The 18,015-nt window shown below is 63.4% G+C and carries 14 protein-coding genes and 4 tRNA genes; 17 read left to right on the plus strand and 1 reads right to left on the minus strand.

All coding sequences use genetic code 11. The annotated features are described in order from the left end of the window. The first annotated feature begins 44 nt into the window (after window positions 1–44). Window positions 45–121, plus strand: a tRNA-His gene (locus BKM74_RS09355). An 80-nt stretch (window positions 122–201) separates the two neighbouring features. Here the strand turns inward: BKM74_RS09355 and BKM74_RS09360 are convergent. Further along, the gene (locus BKM74_RS09360) at window positions 202–2,775 is read right to left on the minus strand and encodes a 5'-nucleotidase C-terminal domain-containing protein (protein ID WP_086465431.1); all 2,574 of its coding nucleotides are present in this window, start codon (window positions 2,773–2,775) and stop codon (window positions 202–204) included. Between the two features lie 229 nt (window positions 2,776–3,004). On the opposite strand from BKM74_RS09360, the gene BKM74_RS09365 reads away from it, so the two are divergent. From BKM74_RS09365 to nuoF, 16 genes are all read left to right on the plus strand, one after another. Further along, complete coding sequence (locus BKM74_RS09365; RefSeq protein WP_176342467.1) at window positions 3,005–3,787, plus strand: HpcH/HpaI aldolase family protein; 783 nt, start codon at window positions 3,005–3,007, stop codon at window positions 3,785–3,787. 2 nt (window positions 3,788–3,789) lie between these two features. Then, a complete protein-coding gene (locus tag BKM74_RS09370) occupies window positions 3,790–5,271 on the plus strand; it encodes an NAD(P)H-hydrate dehydratase (protein WP_086465433.1) in 1,482 nt (493 codons plus the stop codon). Window positions 5,272–5,424: 153 nt separating this feature from the next. Next, a tRNA-Leu gene (locus BKM74_RS09375) sits at window positions 5,425–5,509 on the plus strand. A 102-nt stretch (window positions 5,510–5,611) separates the two neighbouring features. Next, a complete protein-coding gene (gene tig, locus BKM74_RS09380; RefSeq protein ID WP_086465434.1) occupies window positions 5,612–7,177 on the plus strand; it encodes a trigger factor in 1,566 nt (521 codons plus the stop codon). A 112-nt stretch (window positions 7,178–7,289) separates the two neighbouring features. After that, window positions 7,290–7,931 (plus strand): ATP-dependent Clp endopeptidase proteolytic subunit ClpP, encoded by a 642-nt coding sequence (gene clpP / locus BKM74_RS09385; RefSeq protein WP_086465435.1) that lies wholly within the window; start codon window positions 7,290–7,292, stop codon window positions 7,929–7,931. A gap of 181 nt (window positions 7,932–8,112) precedes the next feature. Further along, complete coding sequence (gene clpX / locus BKM74_RS09390) at window positions 8,113–9,381, plus strand: ATP-dependent Clp protease ATP-binding subunit ClpX (RefSeq protein ID WP_086465436.1); 1,269 nt, start codon at window positions 8,113–8,115, stop codon at window positions 9,379–9,381. Window positions 9,382–9,633: 252 nt separating this feature from the next. Then, a complete protein-coding gene (gene lon, locus BKM74_RS09395; protein WP_086465437.1) occupies window positions 9,634–12,039 on the plus strand; it encodes an endopeptidase La in 2,406 nt (801 codons plus the stop codon). 271 nt (window positions 12,040–12,310) lie between these two features. After that, a complete protein-coding gene (locus BKM74_RS09400) occupies window positions 12,311–12,601 on the plus strand; it encodes an HU family DNA-binding protein (protein WP_176342475.1) in 291 nt (96 codons plus the stop codon). 108 nt (window positions 12,602–12,709) lie between these two features. Then, a tRNA-Val gene (locus tag BKM74_RS09405) sits at window positions 12,710–12,784 on the plus strand. A 137-nt stretch (window positions 12,785–12,921) separates the two neighbouring features. Beyond that, window positions 12,922–12,998, plus strand: a tRNA-Asp gene (locus BKM74_RS09410). Between the two features lie 300 nt (window positions 12,999–13,298). After that, entirely contained in the window at window positions 13,299–13,664 is a 366-nt protein-coding gene (locus tag BKM74_RS09415) for an NADH-quinone oxidoreductase subunit A (RefSeq protein WP_086465439.1), read from the plus strand. Then, window positions 13,655–14,218 carry a NuoB/complex I 20 kDa subunit family protein gene (locus BKM74_RS09420; RefSeq protein ID WP_217895459.1) on the plus strand — a complete coding sequence of 188 codons (564 nt, stop codon included), beginning with the start codon at window positions 13,655–13,657 and terminating at the stop codon, window positions 14,216–14,218. The genes BKM74_RS09415 and BKM74_RS09420 overlap by 10 nt, the downstream gene beginning before the upstream one ends. A 27-nt stretch (window positions 14,219–14,245) precedes the next feature. Continuing rightward, window positions 14,246–14,869 (plus strand): NADH-quinone oxidoreductase subunit C, encoded by a 624-nt coding sequence (locus BKM74_RS09425; RefSeq protein ID WP_086465441.1) that lies wholly within the window; start codon window positions 14,246–14,248, stop codon window positions 14,867–14,869. Continuing rightward, window positions 14,869–16,047: an NADH-quinone oxidoreductase subunit D gene (locus BKM74_RS09430; protein WP_086465442.1), complete on the plus strand. Its 1,179-nt coding sequence runs from the start codon at window positions 14,869–14,871 to the stop codon at window positions 16,045–16,047. Before BKM74_RS09425 ends, BKM74_RS09430 begins: the two co-directional genes overlap by 1 nt. Beyond that, on the plus strand, window positions 16,044–16,709 hold the full coding sequence (gene nuoE, locus BKM74_RS09435; protein ID WP_086465443.1) for an NADH-quinone oxidoreductase subunit NuoE: 666 nt from the start codon (window positions 16,044–16,046) through the stop codon (window positions 16,707–16,709). Before BKM74_RS09430 ends, nuoE begins: the two co-directional genes overlap by 4 nt. Further along, the gene (gene nuoF / locus BKM74_RS09440; RefSeq protein ID WP_086465444.1) at window positions 16,709–18,001 is read left to right on the plus strand and encodes an NADH-quinone oxidoreductase subunit NuoF; all 1,293 of its coding nucleotides are present in this window, start codon (window positions 16,709–16,711) and stop codon (window positions 17,999–18,001) included. The genes nuoE and nuoF overlap by 1 nt, the downstream gene beginning before the upstream one ends. The last annotated feature ends 14 nt before the right edge of the window (window positions 18,002–18,015 follow it).

Consider the following 18,015-nt stretch of genomic DNA (forward strand, 5'->3'; position numbering starts at 1 on the left):
TTGACCGGAAAGGGACGTTCGGGTACCAAGGCGCTCCCACGGTGGCGGGCTTAGCTCAGTTGGTTAGAGCGCTTGGTTGTGGTCCATGAGGTCACGGGTTCGAACCCCGTAGCTCGCCCCATTTCCCCAAAGTGTCGTGCGATAGAAAAAGGCGCGCCGGATTTCTCCGACGCGCCTTGTGTATTTTCTGCTGCTCCCCGATCAGGCGACGGCGAAATCCGCCGCCGTCAGGTCGGCCACGGCCACGCCCTGCAGCGTGATGCTGTTGCTGCCGCCGAGATCGATCACGACGTTGCCGCCGCTGTTCACCGCTGCCGCCAGCACCTGCTCGGCACTGAACAGGCCGTTGCTGTTGGCGTTGGACGAAATGAACAGCTTGTCCGTGCCGGCCTGGAAGTCGGTGATGACATCGACGCCGCTGGCCGCTTCGAAGATGAAGAAGTCCACCCCGTCGCCACCAGTCAGCGTGTCATTGCCCTGGCCGCCATAGAGCAGGTCGTTGCCAGCCCCGCCATCGATCGAGTCATGGCCCTTGCCGCCGCGCAACACTTCGCCCGCGTTGCCGCCGATAATGGTGTCGGCGTTGCGGTTGCCGTTGGCCACCGCCACGCCGCTGTCGCCGCTGAGGTCGATCCGGTCGTTGCCGTCGCCGCCCTCAATGGTGTCGTTGCCGGCCCCGCCGGTCAGCGAATCGTTGCCGGCACCGCCGCGGATGCTGTCATTGTAGCCGCCGCCATTGATCGTGTCGGCGCCATCGCTGCCGTTACGCTGCTCGGTCAGCACGGAGTCGCCGCGCAGTTCCAGATTCTGGATGCGGGTATCCTGGCTGGCGGCGGTATCCGCCTCGGCATACGGCGTGGTGCTGTGGAGAGCGGCCAGATATTCCGCCAGGGCATCCTGTTCCGTGCCGGGGGCGGCGAAGGTGGAGAGACCGGCGTCGGTCAGCGTGTCGGCCAGATCGACCCGGTTCGCGAAGGTCGGGTCGGCGGCGATGAAATCGTCCAGCGGATAGCTGTCGCCGCCATCGGCCAGGAAGCTCAGCGTCACCATGCGGATCGCGCGGCTGGCGTCGCCCACCAGTTCGCCATTCTGCACGATGACATCGACGATGAAGCCGTCATCGTCAACGATGGCGAGGTTCTGAATGCGGCTGCCGGCTGCCTGGTCCGTGTCGTAGCTGAAGCGCAGCCCGCCCCACTGGCCGAACTGGCCCGGTGAGGCGCCGCCGCCGGAAGCGGCGACGGAATGCTCCACCAGCTGCTTCAACTGGTCGGCGGTGACGGTCACGACCGACAGCGCGTTGTTGAAGCGCAGCGAGTTCAGGATATCGAGCTGCGAGACCTGGCCGGCTTCCTTGCCGGACAACGCATTCGCCTCGGGCGCCGACAGCTCGTACACGCCGGGCGAGGTTTCGCTGACCTGGCCGATGGCGGCACGGATGCCGCCGCCATTCTTCATCGAGACCAGCACGCTGCTGTCAGTCTGCTTCGCCACATAGAGGTTGGCGTCGGCGGTCAGGTTGCCGAGGTTGGTTTCTTCGGTGCGCACCGAGCCGCGCACGCCGTTCAGATAAACGCTGGTGCTGCCGGTGATGACGCCGTCCTGCGCGGTGACGATGGAGCTGACCGCACTGGTCAGTTCCTGCACCAGATCGCCCTTGCTGCCATCGGCGAAGGCATCGGTCGTGCCGTACAGCGCCTCGACCTGCTCGGTCGTGGAGGCGAAGGCGCCGCTGACATTCGCATCGATGCTGGAGGTATCGAGCACGCCATTGTCGTTGAAGGTCAGCACCAGCCGGCCGACATAGCTGTATTCGCCGTCGGTGCTGACGATGGCGACCGGATCGCCGTCGGCGTTGGTGGTGAGGTAGGGATAGGTCTCGGCCGGCGTATCGCCATCCTGCAGGCCGCGCGACACGTCCTCGGCATCGGCCTGCAGCGTGTCGGAGCCGCCGGCGATGATCACGTCCACGCCTTTCAGCAGGCCGGCCAGTTCCTTTTCCAGCGCGATCTGCTGCAGGTGGCTGACCAGGATGATCTTGTTCACCCCAGCGGCCAGCATGGCGTCGATTTCCGGCTGGATGATCGCGGCCAGCGCGGCCATATCGTTGCTGCCGCCGCTTTCGACAACCACGCTGCCCGGCGAGGAGATCGAGGCCAGTACCTGCGTCGTGGCACCCACAACGCCGATCTTTTCGCCGCTGCGCTCGATGATGGTGGAGGCGGCCAGCTTCGGCGCGCCGGAGACCAGCTCGCCCGCCGCATTCAGCGACTGGAAGGCGGTGTTGGTCTGCAACTCGCTGCTATAAAGCGCGTTCAACCCGCTATTGGCCGAGAAGTCCAGATTGGCGCTGAGATACGGGAACATGGCGCCGAGCCAGCCGGTATCGGCCGTGCTGCTGCCCAGGCTGGCGGCGATCACCGACTGCAGACCGTCCGTGCCGGCATCGAAATCATGGTTGCCGAGCGCCGAGGCATCGAAGCCGATGGTGTTCATGATCGCGATGTCGAGTCGGCCGGAGCCAGCCGACAGGTCCTCGAAGCTCTGACCGTAAAGCTGGGTATAGACCGTGTTCAGCGTTGCCGCGATGGAAGAATCGGCGGCCGCGTTGAAGAACGGGCCGGGGATGAAATTGTCGCCGGCGGACAGCACGACGGTGTTCGCGTAGGTGTCTTCCAGGTAATCGACGATGGCGGCGAAATTCGGCGCCCGCCCAATCGCGTCAACACCGCCTTCCAGATCGGAAGCGTGCAGGATTTGTAACGTATAGGCCATTTGAGTTCCCCCTCTAAGGCTTTACGGGCCGCAAGCGGCCAATCCTGTCTCGATTAAACGGGGGCGGTTACGTCGGCATGGCGGGGCGGTTGCGCTGGCGTGAAGAGTTGCGGACGGTTTCATGAAACGATCCCGCGACTGCAGCGCTGATCTGCCCTGGCGCGTGCTTGTCACGACGCAGCGCCGGGCCTATGCATGAACCGTCTTAATGAAGGGGAGGGACGAACAGGTGACCCAGGCGATGCCGCTCAAGGAAAGATTGCAGGCCGGCAAGCCTGCCCTAGGCTGCTTTCTCAACATGGCGAACGGGATGGCGGCGGAAATCTGCGCGCGCGCCGGCTTCGACATGGTGCTGATCGATTGCGAACACGGGCCAGGCGATATCACGGCGGCGATCCAGCAGATGCAGGCAGCCCAGGCCGGCGGTTGCCCGGCCATGGTCCGCGTGCCCTGGAACGACACGGTCTATCTGAAGCGCATCCTGGATGCCGGTGCGCAGGGCGTGATGATTCCTGCCATCAGCACGGCAGAGGAGGCACAGGCCGCCGTCGCCGCCTGCCGCTATCCGCCGCGCGGCGTGCGTGGCATCGCCTATCCCATCGTCCGCGCTTCCGGTTATGGCGCCGATCTCGCCACCTATCTGGAAAAGACGGTCGATGAGCTGCTGGTCATGGCACAGATCGAAACCCGCGCCGGCGTCGAGAATGCAGCATCCATCGCCGGCACCGAGGGCGTCGATCTGATCTTCGTCGGGCCGATGGATCTGTCCGCCAGTCTCGGCTATTTCGGCCAGCCGGACCACCCCGAGGTGCGCAAGATTATCGAGGGCGTGAAGGTGAAGGTGAAACAGGCGGGCAAGCTGATCGGCATTATCCCGACGCCGGAATTCGACGCGCGCACGCTGTTCGGCCAGGGCTACGACCTGGTGCTGGACGGCGCCGATGTCGCCTTCCTGCGCGACGGCGCGCTGGCGAAGGTCCGGGCGGTCGCCGACATCACCGGCGGGAAGTAGCCATGAAAGCCGCCTCCCTGGCGCTGCTGACCACCGCCCAGATGTATGCGGCGGACAAGGCGGCGATGACGGGGGGCGTGCCCGGCCTCGACCTGATGGAGGCGGCGGGCAGGGCGGTCGCCGACGCGATCCGCCGGCGCTGGGCGCCCAGACCGGTGCTGGTGCTGGCAGGGCCGGGCAATAATGGCGGCGATGGCTATGTCGCCGCACGTCTGCTGGCGGCGGCCGGCTGGCCGGTGACAATCGCCGCGCTGGTGCCGCCGGGAGAGCTTAAAGGCGACGCGGCCGTCATGGCCGCGCGCTGGGCCGGCCCGGTTATCGGCTTTGACGACATCGATTGGAGCGGCATCGGGCTTGTCATCGACGCGCTGTTCGGTGCTGGCCTGTCGAAACCGGTGGATGGCCTGGCGCGCGCGGCGCTGGAGGCGGCAGGGGCGCGAGGCCTGCCCATCATTGCGGTCGATGTGCCGAGCGGCGTTTCCGGCGATACCGGTGAGGTTCTAGGGTACGCGCCACAGGCGGCGCTGACTGTCAGCTTCTTCCGCGCCAAGCCGGGCCATCTGCTGCTGCCCGGTCGCGATCTCTGCGGGACCGTCGAGATCGCCCCCATCGGCATTCCTGAATCGGTAATGGATGACATCGCCCCGGCCTGCTGGCGCAACGGCCCGGCGCTGTGGCTGGACAGCCTGCCGGTACCGCGCGGTGACACCCACAAATACCATCGCGGCCATGCGCTGATCCTAGGCGGGCCGATGACCGGCGCCGGAAGGCTGGCGGCGCAGGCGGCACGGCGCATCGGGGCGGGGTTGGTGAGCCTCGCGGTGCCGCCGGGGACCGCCGATATCTATGCCGCCGACCATTCGGGTGCCATCGTGCAGGAATGTCCGGACAGGGAGGCGCTTGCCGATATCCTGCGCGATCCGCGCCGCAACGCGCTGCTGGCCGGGCCGGGAGCGGGGCAGGGCGCGGAGGTGCGTCCTGCCGTGAGCGCCGTGCTGGAGACCGGACGCGCGACGGTGCTGGATGCCGACGCCATCAGCGCCTTCGCTGGCGAGGCGGCTGCGCTGGCCGCGCTGATTAAGGGGCCGTGTGTGCTGACCCCGCATGACGGCGAGTTCGCGCGGCTGTTCCCTGACCTTATGGGCGACAGGCTGAACCGCGCCCGTCAGGCGGCCAGGATGCTGGGTGCGGTGCTGGTCCTGAAGGGTTCGGACACGGTGATCGCGGCGCCGGATGGCCGGGCGGTTATCAACGACAATGCCCCCGCCGACATGGCGACAGCCGGAGCCGGCGATGTGCTGGCGGGACTGGTGCTGGGACTGCTGGCGCAACGCATGCCGGCCTTCGAGGCCGCGGCCGCCGCCGTCTGGCTGCATGGCGCCGCCGCCGGCATCGCGCCGGCCGGGCTGATCGCCGAGGATATCCCCGACCGTCTGCCGGGCCTGCTGCAGCGGCTGCGGCGGAATCGCGCACCGGGCTTTTGAGCGGGTGTTGCCGCGTCCCGGCAATTGGTATACAAGCGCCCCCTTAGCGTTGCTCGGGAGAGCGGCGATAGCGCTTGGTTGCACGGCCCCAGGCTTTATGGTCCGTGGCTTTATGGCTGGCGCGTCGCGATCCCGGCCGGTGCGGCGTCCCGGGCGGGCGTGGTGAAATTGGTAGACACGCAGGATTTAGGTTCCTGTGGCGAAAGCCGTGGGGGTTCAAGTCCCTCCGCCCGCACCATGCCGCCTAAGGCCGGGTTGCCATTCCGGATAGTACGCGTTGAAGATTTGACCTGACACCGCCGCCCGTCGCGGCCCCAGACGAGAACGATTCGAGAGCCCCATGGAAATCACCCAGACGCAGTCCGCCGGCTTGACCCGTGAATTCAAGGTGGTCGTTGCCGCCAAGGACATCGAGGAAAAGCTGAATATCCGCCTTGCGGAAGTGCAGGGGATGGTCAACCTGCCGGGCTTCCGCCCCGGCAAGGTGCCGTTGACGCTGGTGAAGAAGCGCTTTGGCGCCTCGGTCATGGGCGAGGTGCTGGAGCAGGTGGTGCAGGACAGCTCCAGCCAGGCTCTCGCGGAGAATAATGTCCGTCCGGCGATGCAGCCGCAGATCGAGATCGAGAAGTTCGACGAGGGTGCCGACCTCGAATACAAGCTGAAGGTCGAGGTCATGCCGGAGATCGTGCCGGTCGATTTCTCCACCATCGAGGTCGAGCGCGAGACCGCCGAAATCGCCGAGGAAGAGATCGAGCAGGCGATGTCCCGCATCGCCGAGCAGAACCAGCAGACCAAGCCGGTCGAGAAGAAGCGCGCGGTGAAGAGCGGCGACGTGGTGGTGATCGATTTCACCGGCAAGCTGGAAGGCAAGGATGACGACCGGCTGAAGGGCGAGGGCGCGCGCCTGACGCTCGGCTCCAACACTTTCATCGCCGGCTTCGAGGATCAGCTGGTCGGCGCCAAGCCCGGCGAGACCCGCGAAGTGAAGGTGACCTTCCCGGAGGAGTACGGCAATGCCGAACTCGCTGGCAAGGAAGCCGCTTTCACCGTCGAGGTGAAGGAACTGCACGAGCCGATCCCGGTCGAGATGAATGACGAGTTCGCCAAGAGCCTGGGCTTCGACGATCTGGAAGGCGTGAAGGCCGCTATCCGCCAGCAGATCGAGGGCGAGTACAAGCAGGCCGCGCGCACCAGGGTGAAGCGCCGCCTGCTCGACAAGCTGGCCGAGTCGCACAGCTTTGAGGTGCCGCAGGGCATGCTCGACGCCGAATACGAGACCATCGTGCGCCAGATTGCTGGCGCGGATCACGATCACGCGCATGACCACGATCATGATCACGACCACGATCATGACCATGATCACGATCACGGGCATGACCACGATCACGGGCATGACCACGATCACAAGCACGCCGTCGATGAGAAGCTGAACGACGAGGAGAAGTCGGAGTACCGCACCATCGCCGAGCGCCGCGTGCGTCTGGGCCTGCTGCTCTCCGAGGTCGGCCGCTTGAACAACATCGATGTCAGCGATGAGGAAGTGCAGCGCGCGATGATCCAGGAAGCCAGCCGCTATCCGGGTCAGGAGCGTCAGGTGGTCGAATTCTACCGCGGCAATCCGCAGGCGCTGGCCAATCTGCGTGCGCCGCTGTTCGAGGAGAAGATCATCGATTTCATCCTCGAAATGGCCAAGGTCTCGGAAAAGACCGTAACGGCGGAAGAGCTGTTCAAGCCGATCGACGAGGATGGCGAGGAAGCCGGCGCCGACAAGAAGAAGCCGGCGAAGAAGGCCGCCGCCAAGAAGACCAAGGCTGCCGACAAGGATGCCAAGGCAGACGCCAAGGATGAGGCTGCGGAAGCCAAGCCGAAGAAGCCGGCGAAGAAGGCCGCCGCCAAGTCGGAGTGATCCTGCGCTTGAAGCCGGGCTTGTTGCGGGCCAAATTCCCGTGACATGATGCCCACCGCCGCCGGGTACGACGCCCGGCGGCTTCGGTCCGAAGCAGGAAAGCACCCGAGCGATGAGTGAGCGTGATCCGATCGACGTCTATATGAACACCCTGGTCCCGATGGTGGTCGAGCAGACCAACCGGGGCGAGCGGGCCTACGACATCTATTCCCGGCTGTTGAAGGAACGGATCATCTTCCTGACGGGGCAGGTGCATGACGGCGTGGCCAGCCTGATCTGTGCCCAGTTGCTGTTCCTGGAGTCGGAAAACCCGACCAAGGATATTGCGATCTACATCAATTCGCCGGGCGGTGTCGTCACCTCCGGTCTCGCGATGTACGACACCATGCAGTATATCCGCCCCGACGTGTCCACCCTGTGCATCGGCCAGGCGGCGTCGATGGGGTCGCTGCTGCTGGCCGCTGGTGCCAAGGGCAAGCGCTTCTGCCTGCCGCATTCGCGCGTGATGGTGCATCAGCCTTCCGGCGGGGCCCAGGGGCAGGCGACGGACATCGAGATTCAGGCGCGTGAAATCCTCTCGATCCGCGCCCGATTGAACCGGATTTACGCCGATCATACCGGTCAGCCGATCGAGGAAATCGAAAAGACGCTGGAACGCGACCGATTTATGTCGGCCGAAGAAGCGAAGAATTTCGGCCTGATCGACGAGGTCGTTTCCCGCCGCGCCGTGCCTGAGGCGGAAGAAAAGAAATAACGATCAATGGGTTATGGCGCGCGCCTTTACCTGGCGGTTGCCATAACCCATTTAAATAATGTTGATCGTGTGAAGGCGGCTGTAACGAAATCGACGCATGGCCGCGCTTTTTCACATTGAGCCCAGCGGAACGCTGCGGCTAACATAGCCTATTGAGCGCACGTGACCCCACGGAGTTAAGATGAGCAAATCCGGCGGCGGCGATTCGAAGAATACGCTTTATTGCTCCTTTTGCGGCAAGAGCCAGCACGAGGTCCGCAAGCTGATCGCGGGTCCGACCGTATTCATTTGTGATGAATGCGTCGAACTGTGCATGGACATCATCCGCGAGGAGCATAAGAGCAGCCTCGTCAAATCGCGCGACGGCATTCCGACGCCAACGGAAATCCGGACCGTGCTGGACGACTACGTCATCGGACAGAGCCACGCCAAGCGCGTGCTGTCGGTTGCCGTGCACAACCACTACAAGCGGTTGGCGCATGGTGCGAAGAATGGCGATGTCGAGCTGGCAAAGTCGAACATCCTGCTGGTCGGCCCGACCGGCTGCGGCAAGACGCTGCTGGCCCAGACCCTAGCGCGCATCATCGATGTGCCCTTCACCATGGCCGATGCGACGACACTGACCGAGGCGGGCTATGTCGGCGAGGATGTGGAGAACATCATCCTGAAGCTGCTGCAGGCCGCCGACTACAATGTCGAGCGGGCGCAGCGCGGCATCGTCTATATCGATGAGGTCGACAAGATTTCCCGCAAGTCGGACAATCCGTCGATCACGCGGGACGTCTCGGGCGAGGGCGTGCAGCAGGCGCTGCTGAAGATCATGGAAGGCACCGTTGCCTCCGTGCCGCCGCAGGGCGGGCGCAAGCATCCGCAGCAGGAATTCCTGCAGGTCGATACGACCAACATCCTGTTCATCTGCGGCGGTGCCTTCTCCGGGCTGGAGAAGATTATCGGGCAGCGCAACAAGGGCACCTCGATCGGCTTCGGCGCCGATGTGCAGGGGCCGGAGGAGCGCCGCACCGGCGATGTGCTGCGCGAGGTCGAGCCGGAGGATCTGCTGAAATTCGGCCTGATCCCCGAATTTATCGGCCGTCTGCCGGTTCTCGCGACGCTGGAGGATCTGGACGAGAATGCGCTGGTGGACATCCTCAGCAACCCGAAGAACGCGCTGGTCAAGCAGTACCAGCGGCTGTTCGAGATGGAGGATGTGCATCTGACCTTCGCCGAGGACGCCCTGCGCGCCATCGCGCAGAAGGCGATCCAGCGCAAGACCGGCGCGCGCGGCCTGCGTTCGATCATGGAGAGTATCCTGCTGGACCCGATGTTCGACCTGCCGGGCATGGAGGATATCGACGAGATCGTCGTGAACCGCGAGGTTGTGGAGAGCAAGGTGGCGCCGCTCTATGTCCACAGCCGCGAGCGCAATAAGGACGCGAATACCAGCGCGTGACGGTCCCCCGTTGGCGTCCTCTGGGGGCTGCATCGACATTGAAATCCGAACTGGCCACAACCTCTAATCAAGGGGTTGTGGCTGTTCCGTCTTGACGGACGATGTATGGTGCTGCCACGCTCTTGAACGGGCCTGAACAAGGGCCATCTGATTAGTCGAAAGGTCGATCTGCCATCCCGCGCCATTTTCTGTCGCTTCCAGCCTTATCGAAGCGGTTATTCCCCCGGCGGGACAGGGTCGAAAAGAGGTAGAATGTACGAGCAATCGCGTGACGGCACGTTTCCGGTTCTCCCGCTGCGGGACATCGTGGTGTTTCCGCACATGATCGTTCCCCTTTTCGTCGGGCGCGAAAAATCTGTTCGCGCGCTCGAGGATGTGATGCGCGACGACAAGCAGATCATGCTTGTCACGCAGAAGGACGCCAGCCAGGACGATCCGCAGTCCGGCGATATCTATCAGGTGGGCACCATCGGTACTGTGCTGCAGCTGCTGAAGCTGCCGGACCAGACCGTTAAGGTGCTGGTCGAAGGTGGCCAGCGCGCCCGCATCAAGAGCTTTACCGACAATCCGGACTTCTTCCAGGCCTATGCCGAAGTGTTCGACGATGTTGCTTCCGAAGGGCAGGAGCTGGAGGCGCTGTCGCGCGCCGCGGTCGCGCAGTTCGAGCAGTACATTAAGCTGAACAAGAAGATCCCGCCGGAGGTGCTGGTTTCGATCAATCAGATCGACGATCCCAGCAAGCTTGCCGATACGGTCGCCTCGCATCTGGCGCTGAAGATCGCCGACAAGCAGCAGCTTCTGGAGACCAACTCGATCGCCGAGCGGCTGGAGAAGATCTTTGCCTTCATGGAGGGCGAGATCGGTGTGCTGCAGGTGGAAAAGCGCATCCGCAACCGCGTGAAGCGGCAGATGGAGAAGACCCAGCGCGAGTACTATCTGAATGAGCAGATGAAGGCGATTCAGAAGGAGCTGGGCGAGGGCGAGGACGGCCGCGACGAGGTCGCCGAGCTGGAGGAGCGGATCAAGAAGACGCGCTTCTCCAAGGAAGCGCGCGACAAGGCGATGGCGGAGCTGAAGAAGCTGCGCTCGATGAGCCCGATGTCGGCCGAATCGACGGTGGTGCGCAACTATCTCGACTGGATGCTTTCGATTCCGTGGAAGAAGCGCAGCAAGGTCAAGAAGGACATCAAGCTGGCGCAGGAGGTTCTCGACGCCGATCATTACGGGCTCGAGAAGGTGAAGGAGCGCATCCTCGAATATCTCGCCGTGCAGCAGCGAGTGGGCAAGATCAAGGGGCCGATCCTGTGCCTCGTTGGCCCGCCGGGCGTCGGCAAGACCTCGCTGGGCAAGTCCATGGCGAGGGCGACGGGCCGCAATTTCGTGCGCATCAGCCTGGGCGGCGTGCGCGACGAGGCGGAAATCCGCGGCCATCGGCGCACCTATATCGGCTCCATGCCGGGCAAGGTGATCCAGGGCATGAAGAAGGCGAAGACCTCGAACCCGCTGTTCCTGCTGGACGAGATCGACAAGCTGGGCGCCGATTGGCGCGGCGATCCCAGCTCGGCGCTTCTGGAGGTGCTGGATCCCGAGCAGAACCTGAACTTCAACGACCATTATCTGGAGGTCGATTACGACCTGTCGGATGTGATGTTCGTGACCACGGCGAACACGCTGCGCATGCCGCAGCCGCTGCTCGACCGCATGGAGGTCATTCGCATCCCCGGTTACACCGAGGATGAGAAGGTGGAGATCGCACGCCGTCACCTGATCTCGAAGCAGGTATCCGAGAACGGCCTGAAGGAAGCGGAATGGTCGATCTCCGATGGCGCGCTGCGTGACCTGATCCGTTACTACACGCGGGAAGCCGGCGTGCGTAACCTGGAACGCGAGATCGCGAACCTGGTGCGCAAGGCGGTGAAGGAAATCCTGTCCGAGAGCAAGGAGAGCATCAAGGTCACCAGCACCAACCTCGACAAATATGCGGGCGTGCGCAAGTTCCGCTATGGCGAGGTGGAACTGGAAGATGCCGTCGGCGTGGTGACCGGCCTGGCCTGGACCGAAGTTGGCGGCGAGTTGCTGTCGATCGAGGCAGTGACGCTGCCGGGCAAGGGCAAGGTGGCCGCGACCGGCAAGCTGGGCGATGTGATGAAGGAATCGGTGCATGCCGCCGAGTCCTACGTGAAGTCGCGCTCCATCGCTTTCGGTATCAAGCCGACGATCTTCGAGAAGAAGGACATCCACGTCCATGTTCCCGAAGGGGCGACCCCGAAGGACGGTCCGTCGGCCGGCGTGGCGATGATCACGGCCATCGTCTCTGTGCTGACCGGCATTCCGGTGCGCCGGGATGTTGCGATGACCGGCGAGATCACGCTGCGCGGCCGCGTGCTGCCGATCGGCGGCCTGAAGGAGAAACTTCTGGCGGCACTGCGTGGCGGGTTGAAGACCGTGCTGATCCCGCAGGAGAACGAAAAGGACTTGGCGGATATCCCGGACAATGTGAAGAAGGGTCTGGATATCATCCCCTGCGCGAACATCGACGAGGTTCTGAAGGTGGCGTTGAGCCAGCCGCTGATCCCGATCGAATGGGATGAGAGTAAGGTGGAGCCGGTGTCCCGGCCTGCCGGCGAAGAGGATCGGGGCGGTCTGACGACCCACTGATCCTGCCCACAGGCTCAGATTGTCTGAGTGAATTGCCGAATCGGCCCCCTGTCCTCGTGACCGGGGGCCGATTTTTTTCGCATTCCTCTCCGGATGCATCCCGGAATATGCGGCAAACTTGCATTTATCCCCAGAAAACGTCAGGAAACTGCGGATTTCTGCGGCTTGGCGATTGACGCAGGCGGATCGGGCGATTTACAGTCTCTCGGTCTTGAGGATGTCCTCGTGGCGTTCTTGGGCGTTGATTTGAATACGCCTTTCTTTTTTGAGGATTGCGAGGGGGGCCGACGTGAATAAAAATGAACTCGTGGCTGCGGTCGCGGAAAACAGCGGACTGACGAAGGCTGATGCCGGTAAGGCAGTCGATGCTGTTTTCGATTCGATTACTTCTGCGCTGAAGACGGGGGACGAAGTTCGTCTCGTTGGCTTTGGCACTTTTGCCGTCTCGGCGCGCGCGGCCAGCGAAGGTCGTAACCCGCGGACCGGTGAGAAGATCAAGATCCCAGCTTCCAAGCAGCCGAAGTTCAAGGCTGGCAAGGGTCTGAAGGACGCGATCAACTAAATCGCGTTCCGTTTTGGGGCTTTAGAAATCACGCCAGCGGGTTTTCTCCTGGCGTGATTTTTATTTCGGCGCCGCGCGCGCCGATGCCAGAGGGAATCTGGTGCTTAAGGGCGATTAGCTCAGCGGTAGAGCGTCTCGTTTACACCGAGAATGTCGGCGGTTCGATCCCGTCATCGCCCACCATTTCCAGGCTATCCGCGACGCTTTGTAACGGCTTCTACTTTAGCGTCGGACAATCTGTTTCAGCTTGGAGAAAGATCGTTGACACCCATCGGGTGAGACGCTATTTCAAGGCTCCCTTTCACGAGGGGCCCTGTCGCGGGGGTGTAGCTCAGTTGGTTAGAGTGCCGGCCTGTCACGCCGGAGGTCGCGGGTTCGAGCCCCGTCACTCCCGCCATTTCTTCGGAAATGAATACCCGATTTCGCTGTCGATGCGTCGCCACTTTCCGTGTGCGGCGCATTACGCGTTTTAGGGCGCGTTCCGGTGGATTTTGGCGCGTCTGAATGCATGCTGCATGTGCGGTTTGCTTTGCCAAATGATATGTCATCTGTATAGTGGCGCCCGTATCCGATGGCTGACGAAGTCGCTGTCCGATGGCGATGGCCAGGGGCAGCGTACGGCGGACTGCCAAATGCACGGGACAGGGGCCTTGAGCCCCGACACCAACCCGGTGAGTTCTCGCTAGGGCCGCATCGCATGGAAGAGTTTCTGAAAGAGTATCTGGCGATACTGATCTTTCTCGGCGTAGCCATTGGTTTGGCCGCCGTGATGGTGATCGCCTCCTATCTCGTCGCGCCGCAGCGTCCCGATTCCGAAAAAGTGTCGGCTTACGAGTGCGGGTTCGAGGCCTTCGACGATGCGCGCAGCCGGTTCGATGTGCGCTTCTATCTGGTGGCGATCCTGTTCATCATCTTCGATCTTGAGGTTGCCTTCCTGTTTCCCTGGGCAATCTCGCTGGGCGAGATCGGGCTGTTCGGCTTCTGGTCGATGGTGGTGTTCCTCGGCATCCTGACCATCGGCTTTGCCTATGAATGGAAGAAAGGAGCCCTGGAATGGGAGTGACCCTTCCGCGCAACGGCCTCGTGCCGGCTCCCCAGGGGGCGCTGCCTCCCGGCGCCGAGCAGGACGCCCTGCTGCGCCATGTGACCGACGAGATGTCCGACAAGGGGTTCGTGGTCGCTCAGCTGGACAAGCTGATCGGCTGGGCACGCAGCGGTTCGATGTGGCCGATGACCTTCGGTCTCGCCTGCTGCGCGGTGGAAATGATGCACACCGCTGCCAGCCGCTACGATCTCGACCGCTACGGCATCGTGTTCCGCCCCAGCCCGCGCCAGTCCGACGTGATGATCGTCGCCGGCACGCTGTGCAACAAGATGGCGCCGGCCCTGCGCAAGGTCTATGACCAGATGGCGGAGCCGCGCTATGTCATCTCGATGGGCAGCTGTGCCAATGGCGGCGGCTATTACCATTATTCCTATTCGGTGGTGCGCGGATGCGATCGCGTTGTGCCGGTCGATATCTATGTGCCGGGTTGCCCGCCGACGGCGGAGGCCCTGCTCTACGGTATCCTGCAATTGCAGAAGAAAATCGGCCGTTCCAGCAGCTTTGCCCGCTGATCCCCTCTCTTCGCTAGCGACTGCATCATGAACCAAGCATTGATCGATCTGGGCGACTATATCGCCGGCGCTGCGGCGAACGAGGTGGAGCGCAGCGAGCTTGTCTCCGATGAGCTGATCCTGTGGACGCGCCCGGCCTCGCTGATCCGGCTGATGACCATGCTGCGCGATGACAGCAACTGTCAGTTCAAGGTGCTGGTCAGCGTCTGCGGGGCCGATTACCCGGCGCGCGAACAGCGCTTCGAGGTGGTCTATAACCTGTTGAGCATGAAGCATAACCAGCGCATCCGGGTGAAGGTGGCAACCGACGAGGCGACGCCGGTGCCGTCGGTCGTAGGGGTGTTCCCCAGCGCCAACTGGTTCGAGCGCGAGACCTGGGATCTCTACGGCGTGCTGTTCAGCGACCATCCCGACCTGCGCCGCATCCTCACCGACTACGGTTTCGAGGGACATCCGCTGCGCAAGGATTTCCCGCTGACCGGCTATGTCGAGGTGCGCTATGACGAAGAGCAGAAGCGCGTGGTGTATGAGCCGGTGAAGCTGGTGCAGGATTTCCGGACCTTCGATTTCACCAGCCCGTGGGAAGGCATGACCCGTCAGCTTCCGGGCGACGAAAAGGCCAATGTCCCGCAGGATGAGGGGAAAGCCTGATGCCTGAGGTCACAATCAAGCCGATGACGCTGAATTTCGGCCCCCAGCATCCGGCCGCCCATGGCGTGCTGCGGCTGGTGCTGGAGATGGACGGCGAGGTCATCGAGCGTGCCGACCCGCATATCGGCCTGCTGCATCGCGGCACCGAGAAGCTGATCGAGTACAAGACCTACCTTCAGGCCGTGCCCTATTTCGACCGGCTGGATTACGTCTCGCCGATGTGCCAGGAGCATGCCTATGCGCTGGCGGTCGAGAAGCTGCTGGGCATCGGGGTGCCGGCGCGCGCGCAATATATCCGCGTGCTCTATGCCGAGATCACCCGCATCCTGAACCATCTGCTGAACATCACCACTTTCGCGCTCGATGTCGGTGCCATGACGCCGCTGCTCTGGGGCTTCGAGGAACGCGAGAAGCTGATGGAGTTCTATGAGCGGGTGTGCGGTGCGCGCCTGCATTCGGCCTATTTCCGGCCGGGCGGCGTGCATCAGGACCTGCCAGCCGGGCTGGCTGACGACATTCTGGCCTGGATAGAGACTTTCCCGGCGGTGATCGACGATATCGAGAGCCTGCTGACCGAGAACCGCATCTTCAAGCAGCGCACCGTCGATATCGGCGTCATGTCGGCGGAGGAGGCGCAGGCCTGGGGCTTCTCCGGCCCGTCGCTGCGCGCCTCCAACGTGGCGTGGGATCTGCGCAAGTCGCAGCCCTACGACGCTTATGCCGACATGGATTTCGACGTGGTGATCGGCAAGACCGGCGATTGCTATGCGCGGTATCTGGTGCGCATGGAAGAGATGCGCCAGAGCCTGAAAATCATGCGCCAGGCCATTGAGAAGATGCCGGATGGCCCGGTGAAGACCACAGACCGCAAGGTGGCGCCGCCGAAGCGCGGCGAGATGAAGCAGTCGATGGAAGCGCTGATCCATCACTTCAAGCTCTATACCGAGGGCTATCACGTGCCGGCCGGCGAGACCTATACCGCCGTCGAGGCGCCGAAGGGCGAGTTCGCCGTGTATCTGGTGGCCGATGGCAGCAACCGGCCGTACCGCTGCCATATCCGCGCCCCGGGGTTCCCGTTCCTGGCGGCCATGGATTACATGTGCAAGGGGCACATGCTGGCCGATTCCGTGGCGATCCTGGGGTCGCTCGACATCGTTTTCGGGGAGATCGACCGATGAGCGCCGCGCCGACCGTGAAGGTGCAGCAGCCGGAGAGCTTCTCCTTCACCAAGGAGAACATGGCGACGGTCAAGAAGATCATCGCCAAGTACCCGGAAGGCCGCCAGCTTTCTGCCGTCCTGCCGTTGCTCGACCTGGCGCAGCGCCAGCACGACAACTGGGTGCCGCAGGCGGCGATGGAGCATATCGCTGAAATCCTGGACGTGGCGCCGATGCGGGTGATGGAGGTCGCGACCTTCTACACCATGTTCCATCTGGTGCCGGTCGGTAAGTACCACCTGCAGCTCTGCACCACGACGCCGTGCTGGCTGCGTGGCTCCGACGATGTGGTGGCGACCTGCCGCAACAAGCTGGGCATCGATTTCGGCGAGGTGACGGCGGACGGCAAGTTCTCGATGGTCGAGGTCGAATGCCTGGGGGCCTGCGCCAATGCGCCGATCCTGCAGGTGAATGACGATTTCTACGAGGATATGGACGCCGAGACGACGACCAGTCTGCTCGACCAGCTGGCGCGCGACGAGGTGCCGCCGGCAGGCCCGATGAACGGCCGCCAGTTCTCGGCGCCGGAAGGCGGGCCGACCACGCTGCTGGACATGAAGCCGGCGAAGAAGCCTGCCAGGAAGAAAGCCGATACGTCGGATAGCGATGAGGCGAGTGTCTGATGCTGAAGGACGAAGATCGCATCTTCACCAACCTGTACGGTCAGGAAAGCTGGCAGCTGGCCGCTGCCCGCAAGCGCGGCGACTGGGATCAGACCAAGGATTTCATCGCCAAGGGCCGTGACTGGATCATCGATCAGGTGAAGGAATCGGGGCTGCGCGGCCGTGGTGGCGCCGGCTTCCCGACCGGGCTGAAATGGTCCTTCATGCCGAAGGAGATCGGCGCCCGCCCGCATTACCTGGTCATCAACGCTGACGAATCCGAGCCCGGCACCTGCAAGGACCGGGAGATCATGCGCCACGACCCGCAGAAGCTGATCGAGGGGGCGCTGATCGCCAGCTTCGCGATGGGCGCGCACGCCTCCTACATCTATATCCGCGGCGAGTTCTACAACGAGGCGATGCGCCTGCAGGCCGCCATCGACGAGGCCTATGACGCCGGCCTGCTGGGCAAGAATGCCTGCGGGTCGGGCTGGGATTTCGACCTCTATCTGCATCGCGGTGCCGGCGCTTATATCTGCGGCGAGGAAACCGCACTGATCGAGAGCCTGGAAGGCAAGAAGGGCATGCCGCGCCTGAAGCCGCCTTTCCCGGCGGCGGTCGGCCTCTATGGCTGCCCCTCGACGGTGAACAATGTCGAGAGCATCGCGGTGGTGCCGACCATCCTGCGGCGCGGCGCATCCTGGTTCTCTGGCCTGGGCCGTCCGAAGAACAGCGGCACCAAGCTGTTCTGCATTTCCGGCCATGTGAACAAGCCGTGTAATGTGGAAGAGGAGATGGGCATTCCGCTGCGCGAGCTGCTGGAAAAGCATGCCGGCGGCGTGCGTGGCGGCTGGGACAATCTGCTGGCGGTGATCCCCGGCGGTTCCTCCGTGCCGGTGCTGCCGGCTGAGCAGTGCGACGAGCTGTTCATGGATTTCGACACGCTGCGCGAGAAGCGGTCCGGCCTCGGCACGGCGGCGGTCATCGTCATGGACAAATCGACCGACATCGTGAAGGCCATCGCCCGGCTGTCCTACTTCTACAAGCATGAGAGCTGCGGCCAGTGCACGCCGTGCCGCGAGGGCACGGGCTGGATGTGGCGCGTCATGGAACGCATGGTGCGCGGCGAGGCGGAAGTCGGCGAGATCGACATGCTGGAAGACGTCACCAAACAGGTCGAGGGGCACACGATCTGCGCGCTGGGCGATGCCGCAGCGTGGCCGATCCAGGGGCTGATCCGGCATTTCCGGCCGGAGATGGAACGGCGCATCCATGCGCGCAAGGGCGGCGTTGCCGCCCGGGCCGCCGAGTAGGATAGGGGTAGGGG

Origin of the sequence: Oceanibaculum nanhaiense (genome assembly GCF_002148795.1) — a bacterium.
Taxonomy (GTDB): domain Bacteria; phylum Pseudomonadota; class Alphaproteobacteria; order Oceanibaculales; family Oceanibaculaceae; genus Oceanibaculum; species Oceanibaculum nanhaiense.

Coding starts and splice junctions, on each gene's coding strand:
- BKM74_RS09360 (WP_086465431.1), bottom strand. CDS start 2,775: ATGGCCTATACGTTACAAATCCTGCACGCTTCCGATCTGGAAGGCGGT.
- BKM74_RS09370 (WP_086465433.1), top strand. CDS start 3,790: ATGAAAGCCGCCTCCCTGGCGCTGCTGACCACCGCCCAGATGTATGCG.
- tig (WP_086465434.1), top strand. CDS start 5,612: ATGGAAATCACCCAGACGCAGTCCGCCGGCTTGACCCGTGAATTCAAG.
- clpP (WP_086465435.1), top strand. CDS start 7,290: ATGAGTGAGCGTGATCCGATCGACGTCTATATGAACACCCTGGTCCCG.
- clpX (WP_086465436.1), top strand. CDS start 8,113: ATGAGCAAATCCGGCGGCGGCGATTCGAAGAATACGCTTTATTGCTCC.
- lon (WP_086465437.1), top strand. CDS start 9,634: ATGTACGAGCAATCGCGTGACGGCACGTTTCCGGTTCTCCCGCTGCGG.
- BKM74_RS09415 (WP_086465439.1), top strand. CDS start 13,299: ATGGAAGAGTTTCTGAAAGAGTATCTGGCGATACTGATCTTTCTCGGC.
- BKM74_RS09420 (WP_217895459.1), top strand. CDS start 13,655: ATGGGAGTGACCCTTCCGCGCAACGGCCTCGTGCCGGCTCCCCAGGGG.
- BKM74_RS09425 (WP_086465441.1), top strand. CDS start 14,246: ATGAACCAAGCATTGATCGATCTGGGCGACTATATCGCCGGCGCTGCG.
- BKM74_RS09430 (WP_086465442.1), top strand. CDS start 14,869: ATGCCTGAGGTCACAATCAAGCCGATGACGCTGAATTTCGGCCCCCAG.
- nuoE (WP_086465443.1), top strand. CDS start 16,044: ATGAGCGCCGCGCCGACCGTGAAGGTGCAGCAGCCGGAGAGCTTCTCC.
- nuoF (WP_086465444.1), top strand. CDS start 16,709: ATGCTGAAGGACGAAGATCGCATCTTCACCAACCTGTACGGTCAGGAA.